The following is a 15,024-nucleotide window of genomic DNA, read 5'->3' on the forward strand; positions in this document are numbered from 1 at the left end:
TTAAAAATTAAATGTCTCGCTCCTCATCAACCGGGTGCGTTAACTGAACAACCGTTGCGCATCAAACGGGCCACTTTGTTGCGTATACTGTTGCTTTCCGTTCCGGCGCACGCTTTCCGGAGGGCGTGGCTTGAACCGCTTCCTTCGCTGCGCTCCGTCCAGGGTCTCAAGACGCACGCTGATCCTCTCGGAGTTGGCGCCTGCACTTCAAGCGACGGAGTGTATTATATATAAAGTGTCCATTCAACAATAGGGCCATTTTGCTGCATAACGTTTATTGAGCTAACGGGGATTGGAGAAGTGGAAGTTTTGAGTAAAATATTCAAATCAAGTTTTTTAATTTTATTATTTGGAGCCTTATTCTTAGCTGGTTGTAACGGTAATGAAGTAAATCTAACAGATGGAGATAAACATATAACCGAAGAAATGGACGAGATTATTTCAGATTTCATTATTCAAAAATATTCCTCTATAAATTCTGATACGGAGAAGCAATTTGAAGTCCACAAAGTATATGGCACGAGTGAATCAAACGGGGTTCTAAGTGTCTATATGTGGTCTTATTATGGCGGTTTTAATAAAACCACTGGGATTGAAAACCAAGCTGGTCATTACTTACCAGCCCTAATTCAATTAAGTAAAAAAGGAGAAAAGTATTCTGTCATCAAATATACGGAACCCCAAGACGGTGACTTATATCAGTCTTCTACGAAAACAATGTTTCCTGAAAAGTATTTGAAGTTAATTCAACAAGACAGTGGAAATAGAGAAGAATTACAAAAAAAGATGGATAAGAAAGTAAAACAATGGTTAGAGAAACAGGAGTAGTTATGAGTCAAGTTTAATATTCTGGTAGGGTAGCATTATTTTAACAAAAAAGTGTATTTATGAATTTCTGGAATCGGGCGCGATTCCGTAAGAAGGATTTGGGCATACGCCTAATTAGCAATTAACCAATTAGAACTGTATAATAAAAGGTAAGATTGTACTGATAAAGGGGTTGTTTATATGAAGGCATTGGATCTTGACTCAAAAGAATTTAGAAGAGTGATGCATAATCTTCATCTCGAAAATCTAAGACTTTCTCCTGATGTGCAGGAAAAAGTCTTAGAACTCATAAATACAAAGACCTCAATTAACTCTACTTTAATTAAGGATATATTGCGTCATGGGAAAGTATAATGATGAAGAAAATGATGATTACCTAATAAAATACAATTTATTGGAGATTGATTCCCATAAAGAACTTGAAAGAGCAGAGGCATTGGCATTTTCTCTTCGTGCAATGGCACTAGAACAAAACGATTTCATATTCGAATCATTTACCTTGAAAAAGTTTCAACAACTGCATCATTACCTATTTCAAGATATCTACCCATTTGCAGGAAAATTTAGGGATGTTCAACTCATGAAAGGTGCTACTCGTTTCTGTCAAGTTCAATTTTTGAATAGCTATGCAAGTAATTTGTTTATGGAGTTAAATGAAGAGCCTCTTTGGAATTCATTGAATGAAGCTGCGGATCGTTTAGCTTATTTTAAAGCAGAATTAAATATGTTGCATCCTTTTCGTGAAGGAAATGGTAGAACTATCCGGATTTTTCTACATGCTTACGCAATTAGTAGAGGGATTGAGTGGTCGTATGAAACGCTGGAGAGTGAAAAGTATCTACATGCAATGATTCAATCTGTCACTGATTTAGAGTCACTAAGAGAAGTATTCTTGGAAACGATTCAATATGTTGAATGATGTAACGGGCCATAATGAATCAAGGACGATATGATATTAGCCGTACTAATACATTGATAAGGATGTTTTAAATGCTCGGAATAAAAGATTATAACCCTAAAATTTATACTAACCCATCCAGCATCTTAAAAGACCATAAAGTTCAGCTTGAAAGACTAAAAGGGAAACATATAAAAGATATTTGAGTAGCCTTGGAACAAGCTAGCAACGAATGGTTTAAAGATTGTCCAGTTATTATTCGTTTTGAAGAGTGTCAAATAGAGTTATGTGCCTTTAAGTGGGATGAATACTTTATTACATTTGATAAGATCTCTGTTTTACAAGATATTGAATGGTATGGAACTGATTTACCGATTAAATGGGAAATGAACAAGATAGACGGGTTGAATTTTGCGATTAATAAACGAGTAAATGATATTGAAATTATTGAAAGATGTGAACAGAATAGCAACGGCTTTTATTATTTAGATGGCATAGGGTTTCAATTAAATGATGGTTATTTTGCCGTCAGTAATGGATTGGATGAGAATTTAATTATCACTGACAGAAAAGAGGGACCGAATTATAAAAGAACAAATATATGAGGAACAACTCTTTAGCTATCGGGCGCGATTGCGTTACATGATTTATTCGTAGTCACTTAGTTGATTGGAGCGGAAGCCGGCGACTCCGGGAGGATCAGCGGGACAGGTGAAACACCTAGCGAGCGAAGCGAGGAGTGTGGTTCACCGCCCGCCCTCCGGAACGCGTCCGGCTGCAGCGCAGATCAACGGCTTAGAACCCCTATCCCGTTAACGGGGACGATTGTTGAAGAAAACGTTATTTCTTTCGTTCAATTAGATTCATCAAAAAGTAAAGTAAAGCCGCTCAGTTTTCCGAGCGGCATTACTTGTTAATATTGTATCCGAATCCGTCGTTAATTGAAATTCGTTGAGTTCCAAAGGCTACTAAAACTACCTTGTACCCAATAGCGTAGGCACAACTGCGGGGTCGGCCGAAACAAAGAGACAGCTAGCGTCCTTTGCTTGTTGGCTCTTTGTGGGAGGCAATCCCCCACGTGCCGGAGCGTTGATAGGAAGCTGATCCTCTCTAGCTACTATAACATTGACGATTCCTAAACATACTTCAATGTACTTTGCTAACTAATACTACTTAAAAAAACGAAGGAGCCATCCGCCAGCGCAGAAGTGAGTACAATGAAGAATTACTTCTCTATAAACAGAAATGTATTGAAGTATCTAGGAGTTACTTAAGACATCGCACCTAATTCACGTGATCTGGCTTCTGCGCTGTTGATGCAGTCGGCGATGACGGATTTGAAGTGGTGGGATTCTAATGCGTTGAGTCCAGCTGCGGTTGTGCCGCCTGGGCTGGTGACGTTTGTGCGTAAGGTGCTCGGTTCTTGGCCTGTTGTTTTGAGCATGGCTGCAGCACCTTCTAGTGTTTGGACGATTAATTCGCGAGCGTCTGCGCCGTTTAGGCCGCGGGCGACTGCTGCTTCTTCGAGTGCTTCGACTAAATAATAAATATACGCGGGACCGCTGCCGGAAAGGGCGGTTACTGCGTGTAGGTCGTCTTCTTCCACGACTTTTACGATACCGATTGCACTCAGTAGGCACAAGATAGAATCTTTCATTTCGCTTGCAACGTCTTCATTAAATGCTATGCCGCTTGCGGATAAACCGACGGTAGCGGATGTGTTTGGCATAGAGCGGGCGATAGGTCGTTTGCCTAGGCCTTTTTCGAATGTCTCGATAGAGATTCCTGCAATGACGGATAGGAACGCAGTATGCTCTGTGATGAACGGACGAATATCTTTCATCACTTGCACTACGTCTTTTGGCTTCGTTGCTAGCACGACTAAATCGATTTCTTGAATGAATGAACGATCTTCACAAACTTTCGTAATACCATAGCGATCTTCCAACTCGCATAGACGATCCGCATCTGAGCGATTCATGACATATACTTGTTTCCCCGGTAATACATTCTTTTCAACAATTCCTGCAATAATTGCTTCGGCCATTGAACCTGCGCCGATGAATAAAATCTTTTCCATGTAAAAACATCCCCTATAGTGATTATTCTGTCCTATATGTACATATAAAAAAGCGCTTTCGTCCCTAAACTTCAGGACGAAAACGCTTGGTTTCCGCGGTGCCACCTAAATTCGCTGTTTGTGAACAGCACAACTTCATGTCTTCTTTATCGCAGAAGATACGGTCGTGTTTCCACAACAGCTCGGAAGGAGGTTCAATGGGGAGTGGGATGCATGGCTCGCAGCCTTGACCATGCTCTCTTTCATCCGTCACCACATGTACTGATCTTCCTCGACGCTCGTTCCATCTATTTTCATGATTATGTCATGTACATACTAAAATGTCAAACCGTCATTAGCTCTCTAGAAACAGATAGACCATCAAAAGAACGATCAAGACGCTAATGGATACAAAGACGATTTTCATAATACTAAGCGGATAATTTCCAGAAACTTTTCCGGTTTGTCCATTGACGATAAATTGATAGACCTTTTGATTGAAATGAAAAGAGGAAATCCAGATCGGCAATAAAATATGTTTATACGTAATATTTGTATAATCCGTAGACAAATTCACGACTTGTACAATATCGCCCGCCACACTTCTCTCAATTCCACGCGTGATGCCGTTTTTCATAACATCTTGCGCTTCTGTAAAGCCTTGTTGCAAGGACGTTTGATAGCGTTCAGCTAAAAAGCCGGACATATATTCTAGCTTATAATCGGTTAAGCTCGTTAATTGGAACGGTTGTACTTTTTGCAGAAGCTTCGGTTCAACGGTGGAGGACGCTTTAATCAATACATCGTCAAAAAACTCCCGATAATTTCCGCTTTCCTGATGCCAACGGATTTTCTGCACTTGTTCGGTCACTTGTTTCGGCTTACCATCTTCATACACAGTACGAGTCACCGTTTCGTAGTAATAGTTACCGACGCGTACGACATAGTGCGACTGGGTATGACTGTCATACGTCCAGTAAGGCAAGTAGGCGCCAGAAATTTTATGTAGCCGGTACGTTTTTTTCAATTGTGTCGGTGCAAAGAAATGGCCTTTAATCCACACTCTAAACTTATCGAGTGCCTGGTCTTGTGAAATCTGGAAGGGGATGAGTAAACCGGGTTGGATTCCTGCATCCTTTTCCGTCACAGAAATATGAGAAGAGCCGCAAAACGAGCAGAAATCCGCTACTACATTCGCATCGAGTACAGACTCCGCCCCACAGTTTTGACATTGAAAGACACGCTTCTCTTCTTGCCATAGATGATTCCGACTGTTACCCGCAGACTCAAAATCTAGCTCTACTGTATGATTGTACGTCGCTTCAATCGGCATTTCATGACCGCAAAATGGACATTTTAATCCTTTTGATTCGGGATTATATTCTGTGTTTCCACCGCAGGACGTACATTTAATGTTCTCCGTATGTTCTACGACTGGCTGTTGTTGATCGTCAAATGAAGTCAAAATACATCCCTCACTTTACGTCAAAGTCTCACCGCATTCTGCACAAAACTTCGCATTTGGCAGATTGGCATGTGAGCACTTAGAACATTTTTTCTCTGAAATTTGTGCTGTGCCACACACATTACAGAACTTCGCGTCTTTTGGAATCTGCGCGTCGCAGTTAATACAAGTAGCTTTTTCAGCAAACGCTGATTTACCGCATTGTGGACAGAACTTGGCATCTGCATTGATTGTCGCTTGACAGTGTTGACAAGCTTTCGTTGGTGCCGCTTGCGTCGGTTGATTCGTTGGATTCATCGCATTGGACATCATTTGCCCCATCGACATCCCTGCACCCATACCGACACCCGCTCCAGCTAACCCGCCGCCTTCGTTTTGCGCTGCGTCACGAATCGCTTCAGCTGCTTGGTATTGCTGATATTGCTGCATATTGCCGAGCACTCCCATTGTCGTGCGCTTATCCATCGCTTCTTCCACTTCTTTCGGAAGGGATAGGTTTTCGATATACAATGAAGTAATCTCAAAACCGAACTCCGCAAAACGGGGGATCATTTTTTGTTTACTTGATTCACTTAATTCATCATAATGCATCGCTAAATCGAGCGCAGGAATTTGTGACTCTGCAAATAAATCGGACAGGCCTGAAATAATCATTTTCTTCAAATGACCTTCAATCGCGCTCGTATCATATGAACTGTTCGTTCCAAATAACTCACGTAAAAAGGCGACAGGCTCTTTCACACGGTACGAATAAATCCCATAGCCACGAAGGCGAATCATCCCGAAATCAGGGTCACGCATCATAATCGGATTCGACGTACCCCACTTTTGATTAATAAATTGCTTCGTATTAATAAAATACACTTCCGCTTTAAACGGTGAATTAAAACCATATTTCCAAGACTTTAATTTCGTTAAAACGGGCATATTTTGAGTGTAGAGAACATGTCTACCCGGACCAAAGACGTCCGCAATTTCTCCTTCATTCACCATGATTGCTACTTGGGATTCACGAACTGTAAGCTCCGCACCCATTTTAATCTCGTTATTATGCACAGGGAACTGATACACTAAAGTATTCGTATGTTGATCTTGCCATTCAATGACTTCAATAAATTGATTTTTGAAAAAGCCGAAAACTCCCATTGAAAACCCTCCATCTCGACAGTTTTTTTGCAAAACCTGCAATTTCTTGTAGTATACCATACGAAGAACAATGGATTTTGGTTTCATTTTGGAATAAATATTTATAAGCCGTCACGTGACGCATAGGAAAATAAGGTGTACAATAGAATGAATTGTCGTTCACTCTCGAGGGGGATTTTTTATGATACACAAAATTGCCACACCTACACCATTTGGCGTGGGAGATGTAAATAGCTTTTTACTAAAAGGAGATACGTTGACGCTAGTCGATACGGGTACGAAAACACCTGAAGCGCATGAAGTGTTAAAACAAGAATTGCGAAAGTTAGGTTATTCATTTAATGATATCGAGCAAGTATTCGTAACGCATCATCATCCCGATCATTGCGGTTGGGTGGAAGCGTTTGATCGTGCGGAAATCCAAGGGCATGCGTATTTGAATTATTGGTTGTCACGTGATCCGGAATTTTTGGAACGACATGATCGTTTTTATGAACAATCGATGCATGAAGAAGGTGTGCCTGAGGAATATAGTAAATGGGTCAAACGTTTTCGCCGTTCCGTTAAGTTGATGGGCAATCGTCCTGTCGATCGTATATTGAATGAAGGCGATGAATTGCCTGGGCATCCGGGTTGGATGGTGCAAGAGTCATTAGGGCATGCGCAGAGCCATTTATCTTTGTGGAATGAACGCGAAGGGATTTTGATTGGTGGCGATTTATTACTGGAGAAAGTTTCTTCCAACCCATTGGTCGAGCCGCCTTTTATAGAACAACAAGGTCGTCCACGGTCATTGCTTCAATACAATGCGTCCCTTACACGACTACTCGATTTACCAGTGAAGACCGTTTACGGTGGACACGGTGGAGAAATCTATAATGCACATGAATTGATTACAGGACGTCTCACGAAACAGCAAGAACGCGCCATGAAAGTATTTGAGATGATTAAAGAAAAGCCACAAACGGTGTATGAATTAACTAAGCGTCTGTTTCCAGCTGTCTACGAAAAAGAACTGGGGCTAACATTATCTGAAACGCTAGGTCAATTAGATTATTTGGTTTCCCGGGAAATGATTGAAGAAACGCTTGACAACACCGGAGTACATCAATATGCCGTCTGCTAAAACGGTTCTCATTACGGGTGCGACGAGTGGAGTTGGATTTGAACTAGCGAAGCGTTTGGCTAGTGCTGGTTTTCGCGTACTCGCTACGGGGCGTAATGCAGGTGCGTTGCAACAACTTCAAACGTTTGGAATTGAAGGGTTTTGTGCGGATTTGCGCGATACGAAGCAACTAGATTGGCTTGTGTCTCACGTAGGTGTGCCGGATATTATAGTGTACTCTGCAGGTGTCGGGCGCTTTCTTTTGGCGCAAGACGCAACGGACGACGAGATGGAAGAGATGTTTCAGTTGAATGTGTTGGTACCGATGCAGCTGACGAAACGTTTGCTGCCGGCGATGATGGAGCGAAAGAGTGGGCATTTACTGTTTATTGGATCACAGGCTGGGAAAGTGGCGACTCCGAAGACGTCCGTTTATGCTGCGACGAAACATGCGTTGATTGGTTATACGAACGCGTTGCGAATGGAAGTTGCGCCTTACCAGCTAGATGTTTCTGTCGTTCATCCGGGTCCGATTGATACACCGTTTATTGAGTTGGCGGATCAAACCGGAAGTTATAAGCAAGCGCTAGGCTCTCATGTATTATCAGTAGAATCGGTTGTCGATGCGATAGTGAAGACGATTGAGCGTCCGAAACGGGATGTCAATGTACCGCGTGTGATGGGATGGACGAGTAAGTTGTATGCACTTGCGCCTTCTGTTGTAGAAGTGGTCGGCAAGCATTTTTTTTATAAAAAGTAACACGAAACACATGATTGACCTTTGTTGAGGATCAATCGTGTTTTTTTTATTTTGTGTCAAATAATTATATTATGTCAAGTTTTTCGATGGTGAAAAGAAGTTTGAATAGTTTGCGATAAATGATATAGTAGTGTTGAAGTTTACAAAAAAGACATATAGTGAAGTATCTAAAAAACACGACTGACTGATTGCTCATTCAACTAGGATCTTACACCCTGATGAGTAGTGTTCTGAGTGGGCTCATGCAGAGGATTGAAGGGTGGGATTCATATGTTATCTAGTGAACATGGACAGAACATTTGGAAGTATGCATTTGCGAGCGTGGCGGTTACCGTCAGTTCCCTCGGTTTTGGACGAATGTCTTACGGAATACTTATGCCATTTATGAAAGAAAACCTGGAGATGTCGTATAAGGAAGCGGGAATGCTTGCGACGACAATTTCCATTGGCTATTTAGTCATGGTCATTTTTGTTGGTTTACTAGCGTCGAAAGTCGGTGCGAAAAAGCTTGTTATTTTCGGAACGGGACTTGTGTCGTTTGGTTTGTTTATGCTGTCATTTGTACCAAGCTACGGACTGACGATTACGGCGATGCTTATCCTTGGAATTGGAACCGCCTTCACCTATACGCCGCTCATCACGATACTCGTCGGCTGGTTCCCTAGAAAACGTGGGATGCTCATAGGGTTTCTCGTAAGTGGTATAGGGCTTGGGACGTTGATATCAAGTGCACTCATTCCATTTTTCACGACATGGTTCGGGGATATGGGCTGGCGCTATCTATGGTTCTTCTATGGGTTGTTATCGATTCTATCCATTGTCATTGCGATGCTTATTTTGCGCGATCCACCGATTCCGTTGCTGAGGAAAGAACAGCAGAAACGCTCGTTCTGGAAGGCCGTTTATTTTAATAAACGCGTACTGCGCGTGGCGTTCATTTATGGATTGGTCGGCTTTGTTTATTTAGTGCCACAAAGTTTTTTATTCAGTTATATTCTCGAAGTCGGATTGACGAAATATCAGGCAGGACAGATTATGGCGATTAGTGGCGTGATGGCGATTCTGAGCGGACCACTTTGGGGTGGCATTTCGGATCGTATTGGAAGAAAATCGGCATTATTATGTACGCTCGGTATTGGTGCGATTGCATTAGTTATTCCCGTGTTGTTCCCGGTCTACATTGGTCTCGTTGCAAGTCAGTTCTTTTGGGGGGCGACGATTGTTGGGATGCTATCGCTTTGTCAGGCGATGTCGACGGAGCAAGTACATCCGACGTATGCACCCGTTGCGCTTGGCTATGTGACATTTTTCTTTGCGGCGGGGCAGCTGTTTGGGCCGGGGATTGGCGGCTGGATTATTGATTATTTCCAGCACATTCCGTTGGCGTTGATCATGTGTAGTGTGTCGCTAGCGGTTGCGTTTTTGATGGCGACTCGAATGAAGGAGCATGCGGTCGATTTCGATGTGACGGAGCTGGAGGCTAAGCCGGTACATTCTACGTAACGATTGCATGTGAATAGGAACATAAGGTACTACGTCTTTGCATAATTTTGTGAAGACTTAGTTATTCTATAAAATACAACAAGTCACCTTCCACTAGTGAAAGGTGACTTGTTGTATTTACTAATGAATTTGCTTATTTTACTTCGTCGATTCTAGTAGTTTCATCGGCTGGGATTGGATCTACCGCAGGGGGTACTTTTTTAATGTCGTAATATTTGTCCGAACCTAATCCACCTTCACTTATCATTTTTGAAATTTCCATCGTCCGCATTTCGTTCTTAATAATGATTTGTTTTCTGTCATGATCGGTCATTTTTGTTCCCTCCTTTTCTGTGGAAACACGCATACTTACTTAACAATCTACTAGTAGTTTAACGTATATTTAGGAGCTACTGACAATTGTATGAAATGTTCAATTATTTTATGAATATATGCTTATCTATGAATCCAACGTACAATTAGAGACGTAACGAAGTGAATATACTTCATTTGATAACTACTTATAAAGTAGAAGAAACTGAGTGCTTTATTATTTTTCTGAGACCTGTCCACTTTTCGACCCCTGCTCTCTATATAGAGGGAAAAAGGGGTTTTTTCCTATGACACACTACCTTTCTACTTACGCCAAATTCACAACTAAAGAACAAATGGACGTGGCTGCACGCAAGCATTTAGATATTCACTTCAACGCGATGAATAAAACAGATCGTGCGGTGCTGGAGATGATTCGTTGTTATTCTGTGAAGTATTTAGCCGCACACTTGAAGCACGAAACGATGGAAAAGAAATTACAAGTATCAAATTCTACAATTCGACGTTCATTACGTAAATTAGTCAAGCTAGAAATCATTGAGCGAATTCATTTTGTACGACCTGTAATGAATGGGATGGGTGCGAATATTTATGTTATTTTGCCTGTGATTGACCAGGGGAAAATGAACAGCCCGAAGAAAGTAGATGAGCCTTGCTGTGACGCGGTTTCTGAAGTAGTTTTGCAGAAGGAAGCTTCTTTCTTTAAAACTAAAAACATTACACAAGGACCAAAGACGTCTCATCTTGCAGATGAAAAGTTATCCACAACGCTATATTCGAAAATGAAGGACTTACTTGCGTTAACTGGAGATACTTCGAAGGCGAGAGATCTATTTGCGATTCATCGTTCATTGTCAGGTCGGATGTTACGTTTTGAGATTCATCAGGGGAAAGAGAAGCTGTTTGAATATTTAGCGTATCGTGCAGCGAAGATTAGTGTGATGGCGACGAAGACGAAGAATATTCGTAATGTGGCGGGGTATTTTAGTGGTGTGTTGAGACAGTTAATTTCTGATGCATTGTTTGAAGATATTCATAAGGAATATTCGGTGTCGGTGGAGGAGTTTTATTGTCCGATTATGTGATTTTACACGCTAGGCTGTCTACATCAAGTTTGATCTTTCAATTTGGCGTACGCTTCGCAGGGGTGTAAACGTAGAAGATACGAGGCCCTTGTGAAATTCTTGATAGTATGTGAACCTAGTACCTTTATGGGTTACACCAAACCAAACTAAACTCAATGTGCGCCTCCTGTAAATCACCCTAGATTCGTTTATTTATATGTTGCAGTGTACCAATTAGGTCTAGACAATGGAGACTTGGATTTTGGAAACTTTGTTCATTTCTAAAGCGATGGGGCAAGTATCTTCCACCCAGCAGAGTATTTGTCGGGACAAATGAGTCATAAGGCGATGGAAGGGGAATTAGGTGTATCGAATCCGATGAACGCTGTGCAAGTTAGTAAATTAGAAGATGATTGGGTGAATTAATTATGTCAAGCCTACGTTGAATGGGGTGGGTCCGAATATTTATGTGGTGTTGCCGGTAGGGGGGATGCGATTTGATTTGGACGATATTGCTACTAACGGAATTCTTGATCAACATAAAACTCCCAGGGAACAATGACGTTCTCTGGGAGTTTTTTATCTAGCTTGCTATATAAAGGGCGGATCCTTAATTCGTCGCTTTATTGTCACCGTCTTCTTCGTCTTTTATGTCAGCATCCATATCGATATCTGCATCGGGTTCGACATCTACGTTTTCATCCGGTGTCACTTCAGCAGGTTCTTCGATATTCACATCGTCGTTATCTTCAATGACTGGATCTTCTTTTCCACATGCACTTAGTACACCGATTGATAAGAATGCTGCCGCTCCAACTTTTAGTAATTTATTGTATTTTAGATTCATCATAAATTATCCTCCTCTAATGATTTGGTTACTTATCCTACTTAGTTAACATTAGCCGAATGTAGTATTTTTAAACCTTTAGCGGAGGAAATAATTTTTTCGTCTAATCAAGATGACAAAAGTTGGGAGCGGTAGAGAGTTTCGTCCTATGTGAGAATTAGGGCGTCGGATGGTGAAATGTGTCATTAGTGTTTAGCGATTGATTGTTATAATTGAATAACTAGATTGAAAGTTTTGCATAGGTGATGTGGCGGAAATGCAGGGTACCACCTGGCGCTTCTGCATAAGCCAATAACCAAAGAATGTAAGATAACTACAAAGAATAAAGAAATAGTCGAGAAGGCTCTCGACGCTGTACCTTACTATCTTTTTTAATTTACAAAAGAAAAATAATGTAAGGAAACGTGTATCCTTAGGCAAATAGCGCTCTATATAGCTTGTGAAGAGGCAAACTACTGTCGCTCACAACTAGTTAATAGGGGGATTACTATGTCAATTTTAGAAAAGGAACCATTGCAGTTTGATCGAGCGTTAGCAGCGAAGATAGGATTTAATGAATCGATTGTGTTGCAACAACTTCATGCGTTGTTGTTGGATTCGGAAGATATGGAAGGTCAACAGTGGGTGTGTAAGTCGTATAATGCCTGGCGTGTCCAGTTTCCTTTTTGGTCGGTGGATACGATTAAGCGTACGATTAAGAAACTGGAAAAAGCGGGGTACATTCATTCGAAGCGAGTAGGACAGAAGGAAAAATGGTATAGCGTGAACTATGAAACGTGTACGACAGAAGCAATCACATTACTGCCCGTTTATTCGGATGAAAAGAACTAAATGACTTGAGTTGAAGCATCACGCTTCGACTCTTTTTTTTATGTATTTTTAAAAATATTTTTCACGATGTGTATCCTTACGCAAAAAGCCATCTATATAGAAGGTGAAGAGGCGAATAACAACCCTTACATTTTGTATGAGGAGGAAAACAGATGAAATTGTTAATCGATGAAGATCCGTTGCAAGTATTACCTTCATTGGCGAGAAAAGTAGGACTGAACGGTGCGATATTTTTACAGCAATTGCATTTTCGGTCATTGATTTCGAAAAGAGTACAGGATGGGCATCCATGGGTGTGCAAAACGTATGAGGAGTGGTCAGAAGAGTTTTCTTTTTGGTCAATTAATACAATTAAACGCATTACATATGACCTGGAAGACAAAGGCTATCTTTTATCAACATCCGCGTACAACAAAATGAAAGTCGATAATACAAAGTGGTATCGAATTGATTATTCAGCACTGGATATGCAAGCAACCCAAAAGGAGTCAGCAACGAAACCAACTTGGGTCGCTGTATCAACCCATAGTGAGTCAGTAGACTTACCCACTATGGGTCTGCCAATAACTAAAGAATGTAAGAATAAGAAAAATAAAGAACGTGTCGAGATAAATCTCGACGCTATACATGCTGTTATTGACTATCTCAATCAACAAACGAACAAGCAATTTAAAGCAAACGCAGCAGCTACGAAAAAAGCGATTAACGCTCGTTTGACAGAAGGCTACACAGTCGATGATTTCAAACGAGTCATTGATCTCAAAGTCTCCCAATGGCAAAACGATCCAAAGTTTCGTACGTATTTACGACCGTCCACATTGTTTAATCCGACGAACTTTGAAAACTATTTGAATGAAGTTCCAGTAGTGTCTAGACAAAAGAAACCACGAGAAATCCTACGTCCACCCGTATTTGATTTCAGCAAAGGAGAGATGTAAATGAATAGCGAATTAGCAGAGAAAAGTGTACTCGGTACGATGTTACAGGAAAACTATTTAATACTTGATAGCGGAATGAAAGAATGGTTCTTCCAGACACAAATCCATAAAAATATTTACGCATCGATGTGTGAGCTTGCTAGAAAAGGAAAGTCCGTTGATTACATCACAATGATCGTCGTTAGAGAGCCGGCAGAACTTGGTGGTGCGAACTACTTAGCAGAATTGAACCGCTTCGCAAATCCGACCCGTTTTGACGAATACAAAGAAATCGTCATCGATACGTGGAAAGAGCAGGAGAAGATTAAACTATTACATCTTGCACAGCACAATGACTGGACGATTGCACAGATTCAGAAAGCCTTTGATACGCTACAAGTAAATGACACTTTAGCACCGCAAACATCGATCAAACCAGATTTGATCGCTCAATACGAAAGACCATTTATTAAGCAAGAAGAAATGACTGGAATTACCACGGGGCTACGTGATTTGGATTATATTTTGAACGGCTTTCAAAAGAGCGAATTCATCGTCGTCGCTGCTAGACCATCAATGGGGAAAACCGATACGCTCAATCATTTCGCCTTGACTGCTGGCTTACATGGTCATCTACCGATTGTCTTTTCACTCGAAATGAGCCGCACATCCATCACCGACCGACTCATCGCCTGTGCGGGTAACTATAGCCGCTTGAAAATGCGTGATCCGCATAAATATTTTACAGAAGCACAAAAAGCGAATTGGACGAGCGCACTCAAGCACTTGAACCATGCCAATATTCATATCGATGACCGAAGTGGATTAAAGGTCAGTCAAATGAAAGCTACCGCACGAAAAATTATTAAAAGCTATCCAGACAAACGACCAATCATTTTCATCGACTACCTACAAATCATTCGTGCTGAACAACATGCTGGCAACCAAACACAAGCGATCGGTCAAATTAGCGCAGATCTAAAAACGATGGCCAAAGAATTCAACTGTCCTGTCGTTGTCTTGTCCCAGCTATCAAGAGCCGTCGAACAACGCCAAGACAAGCACCCAATGATGAGTGACCTACGCGATTCCGGCAACATCGAGCAAGATGCTGACGTCGTATGTTTCTTGTACAGAGACGATTACTACGACAAAGAATCAGACGCTGCAGACCACCTAGAAATCCACGTCGCCAAGCAACGCAACGGTCCGATTGGTAGTTTAGCTGTCTACTATAGCAAAGACACTGGCCAACTGAGAGACATTCAGTACGCTACCGATAAATGAGG

At 41.5% G+C, this 15,024-nt stretch carries 16 protein-coding genes; 11 read left to right on the top strand and 5 right to left on the bottom strand.

The window, feature by feature from the left end; all coding sequences use genetic code 11:
• The first annotated feature begins 309 nt into the window (after positions 1–309).
• The 4 genes from CSV79_RS11625 (at position 310) to CSV79_RS11640 (ending at position 2,331) form a co-directional block, all read left to right on the top strand.
• On the top strand, positions 310–828 hold the full coding sequence (locus CSV79_RS11625; RefSeq protein ID WP_143560570.1) for a hypothetical protein: 519 nt from the start codon (positions 310–312) through the stop codon (positions 826–828).
• 180 nt (positions 829–1,008) lie between these two features.
• Positions 1,009–1,182, top strand: a complete 174-nt coding sequence (locus CSV79_RS11630) for a Zn-dependent hydrolase (protein ID WP_199171917.1) — start codon at positions 1,009–1,011, stop codon at positions 1,180–1,182.
• Entirely contained in the window at positions 1,169–1,747 is a 579-nt protein-coding gene (locus tag CSV79_RS11635; protein WP_099689226.1) for a Fic/DOC family protein, read from the top strand. Before CSV79_RS11630 ends, CSV79_RS11635 begins: the two co-directional genes overlap by 14 nt.
• A gap of 191 nt (positions 1,748–1,938) precedes the next feature.
• Positions 1,939–2,331 carry a hypothetical protein gene (locus CSV79_RS11640; RefSeq protein ID WP_099689227.1) on the top strand — a complete coding sequence of 131 codons (393 nt, stop codon included), beginning with the start codon at positions 1,939–1,941 and terminating at the stop codon, positions 2,329–2,331.
• Positions 2,332–2,996: 665 nt separating this feature from the next.
• On the opposite strand, the gene proC is transcribed toward CSV79_RS11640, so the two are convergent.
• The 3 genes from proC to CSV79_RS11660 form a co-directional block, all read right to left on the bottom strand.
• Positions 2,997–3,806: a pyrroline-5-carboxylate reductase gene (proC, locus tag CSV79_RS11645; RefSeq protein ID WP_099689228.1), complete on the bottom strand. Its 810-nt coding sequence runs from the start codon at positions 3,804–3,806 to the stop codon at positions 2,997–2,999.
• 334 nt (positions 3,807–4,140) lie between these two features.
• Positions 4,141–5,250 carry a TFIIB-type zinc ribbon-containing protein gene (locus CSV79_RS11655; RefSeq protein ID WP_099689230.1) on the bottom strand — a complete coding sequence of 370 codons (1,110 nt, stop codon included), beginning with the start codon at positions 5,248–5,250 and terminating at the stop codon, positions 4,141–4,143.
• A gap of 15 nt (positions 5,251–5,265) precedes the next feature.
• Entirely contained in the window at positions 5,266–6,396 is a 1,131-nt protein-coding gene (locus CSV79_RS11660; RefSeq protein WP_099689231.1) for an SPFH domain-containing protein, read from the bottom strand.
• Between the two features lie 181 nt (positions 6,397–6,577).
• On the opposite strand from CSV79_RS11660, the gene CSV79_RS11665 reads away from it, so the two are divergent.
• The 3 genes from CSV79_RS11665 (at position 6,578) to CSV79_RS11675 (ending at position 9,764) form a co-directional block, all read left to right on the top strand.
• Positions 6,578–7,522, top strand: a complete 945-nt coding sequence (locus CSV79_RS11665) for an MBL fold metallo-hydrolase (protein ID WP_099689232.1) — start codon at positions 6,578–6,580, stop codon at positions 7,520–7,522.
• On the top strand, positions 7,509–8,261 hold the full coding sequence (locus CSV79_RS11670) for an SDR family NAD(P)-dependent oxidoreductase (protein WP_099689233.1): 753 nt from the start codon (positions 7,509–7,511) through the stop codon (positions 8,259–8,261). The genes CSV79_RS11665 and CSV79_RS11670 overlap by 14 nt, the downstream gene beginning before the upstream one ends.
• Before the next feature lie 270 nt (positions 8,262–8,531).
• Positions 8,532–9,764: a YbfB/YjiJ family MFS transporter gene (locus tag CSV79_RS11675; protein WP_099689234.1), complete on the top strand. Its 1,233-nt coding sequence runs from the start codon at positions 8,532–8,534 to the stop codon at positions 9,762–9,764.
• A 133-nt stretch (positions 9,765–9,897) separates the two neighbouring features.
• On the opposite strand, the gene CSV79_RS11680 is transcribed toward CSV79_RS11675, so the two are convergent.
• Entirely contained in the window at positions 9,898–10,077 is a 180-nt protein-coding gene (locus CSV79_RS11680; protein WP_099689235.1) for a hypothetical protein, read from the bottom strand.
• Positions 10,078–10,363: 286 nt separating this feature from the next.
• Here CSV79_RS11680 and CSV79_RS11685 point away from each other — a divergent pair, with 286 nt between their 5' ends.
• On the top strand, positions 10,364–11,161 hold the full coding sequence (locus tag CSV79_RS11685) for a hypothetical protein (RefSeq protein ID WP_099689236.1): 798 nt from the start codon (positions 10,364–10,366) through the stop codon (positions 11,159–11,161).
• A gap of 589 nt (positions 11,162–11,750) precedes the next feature.
• On the opposite strand, the gene CSV79_RS11690 is transcribed toward CSV79_RS11685, so the two are convergent.
• On the bottom strand, positions 11,751–11,990 hold the full coding sequence (locus CSV79_RS11690) for a hypothetical protein (RefSeq protein WP_099689237.1): 240 nt from the start codon (positions 11,988–11,990) through the stop codon (positions 11,751–11,753).
• A 486-nt stretch (positions 11,991–12,476) separates the two neighbouring features.
• Here CSV79_RS11690 and CSV79_RS11695 point away from each other — a divergent pair, with 486 nt between their 5' ends.
• The 3 genes from CSV79_RS11695 (at position 12,477) to CSV79_RS11705 (ending at position 15,022) form a co-directional block, all read left to right on the top strand.
• Positions 12,477–12,818 carry a hypothetical protein gene (locus tag CSV79_RS11695; protein WP_099689238.1) on the top strand — a complete coding sequence of 114 codons (342 nt, stop codon included), beginning with the start codon at positions 12,477–12,479 and terminating at the stop codon, positions 12,816–12,818.
• 152 nt (positions 12,819–12,970) lie between these two features.
• Entirely contained in the window at positions 12,971–13,756 is a 786-nt protein-coding gene (locus tag CSV79_RS11700) for a conserved phage C-terminal domain-containing protein (protein ID WP_099689239.1), read from the top strand.
• The gene (locus CSV79_RS11705; RefSeq protein WP_099689240.1) at positions 13,757–15,022 is read left to right on the top strand and encodes a replicative DNA helicase; all 1,266 of its coding nucleotides are present in this window, start codon (positions 13,757–13,759) and stop codon (positions 15,020–15,022) included.
• The last annotated feature ends 2 nt before the right edge of the window (positions 15,023–15,024 follow it).

This window comes from Sporosarcina sp. P13 (assembly GCF_002743055.1).
Taxonomy (GTDB): Bacteria; Bacillota; Bacilli; order Bacillales_A; family Planococcaceae; genus Sporosarcina.

What these genes read in the sequence shown, in the direction of transcription:
- CSV79_RS11665 (WP_099689232.1), top strand. Translation starts at nt 6,578, where the DNA reads ATGATACACAAAATTGCCACACCTACACCATTTGGCGTGGGAGATGTA.
- proC (WP_099689228.1), bottom strand. Translation starts at nt 3,806, where the DNA reads ATGGAAAAGATTTTATTCATCGGCGCAGGTTCAATGGCCGAAGCAATT.
- CSV79_RS11685 (WP_099689236.1), top strand. Translation starts at nt 10,364, where the DNA reads ATGACACACTACCTTTCTACTTACGCCAAATTCACAACTAAAGAACAA.
- CSV79_RS11635 (WP_099689226.1), top strand. Translation starts at nt 1,169, where the DNA reads ATGGGAAAGTATAATGATGAAGAAAATGATGATTACCTAATAAAATAC.
- CSV79_RS11660 (WP_099689231.1), bottom strand. Translation starts at nt 6,396, where the DNA reads ATGGGAGTTTTCGGCTTTTTCAAAAATCAATTTATTGAAGTCATTGAA.
- CSV79_RS11630 (WP_199171917.1), top strand. Translation starts at nt 1,009, where the DNA reads ATGAAGGCATTGGATCTTGACTCAAAAGAATTTAGAAGAGTGATGCAT.
- CSV79_RS11675 (WP_099689234.1), top strand. Translation starts at nt 8,532, where the DNA reads ATGTTATCTAGTGAACATGGACAGAACATTTGGAAGTATGCATTTGCG.
- CSV79_RS11695 (WP_099689238.1), top strand. Translation starts at nt 12,477, where the DNA reads ATGTCAATTTTAGAAAAGGAACCATTGCAGTTTGATCGAGCGTTAGCA.
- CSV79_RS11700 (WP_099689239.1), top strand. Translation starts at nt 12,971, where the DNA reads ATGAAATTGTTAATCGATGAAGATCCGTTGCAAGTATTACCTTCATTG.
- CSV79_RS11690 (WP_099689237.1), bottom strand. Translation starts at nt 11,990, where the DNA reads ATGATGAATCTAAAATACAATAAATTACTAAAAGTTGGAGCGGCAGCA.
- CSV79_RS11670 (WP_099689233.1), top strand. Translation starts at nt 7,509, where the DNA reads ATGCCGTCTGCTAAAACGGTTCTCATTACGGGTGCGACGAGTGGAGTT.
- CSV79_RS11705 (WP_099689240.1), top strand. Translation starts at nt 13,757, where the DNA reads ATGAATAGCGAATTAGCAGAGAAAAGTGTACTCGGTACGATGTTACAG.
- CSV79_RS11680 (WP_099689235.1), bottom strand. Translation starts at nt 10,077, where the DNA reads ATGACCGATCATGACAGAAAACAAATCATTATTAAGAACGAAATGCGG.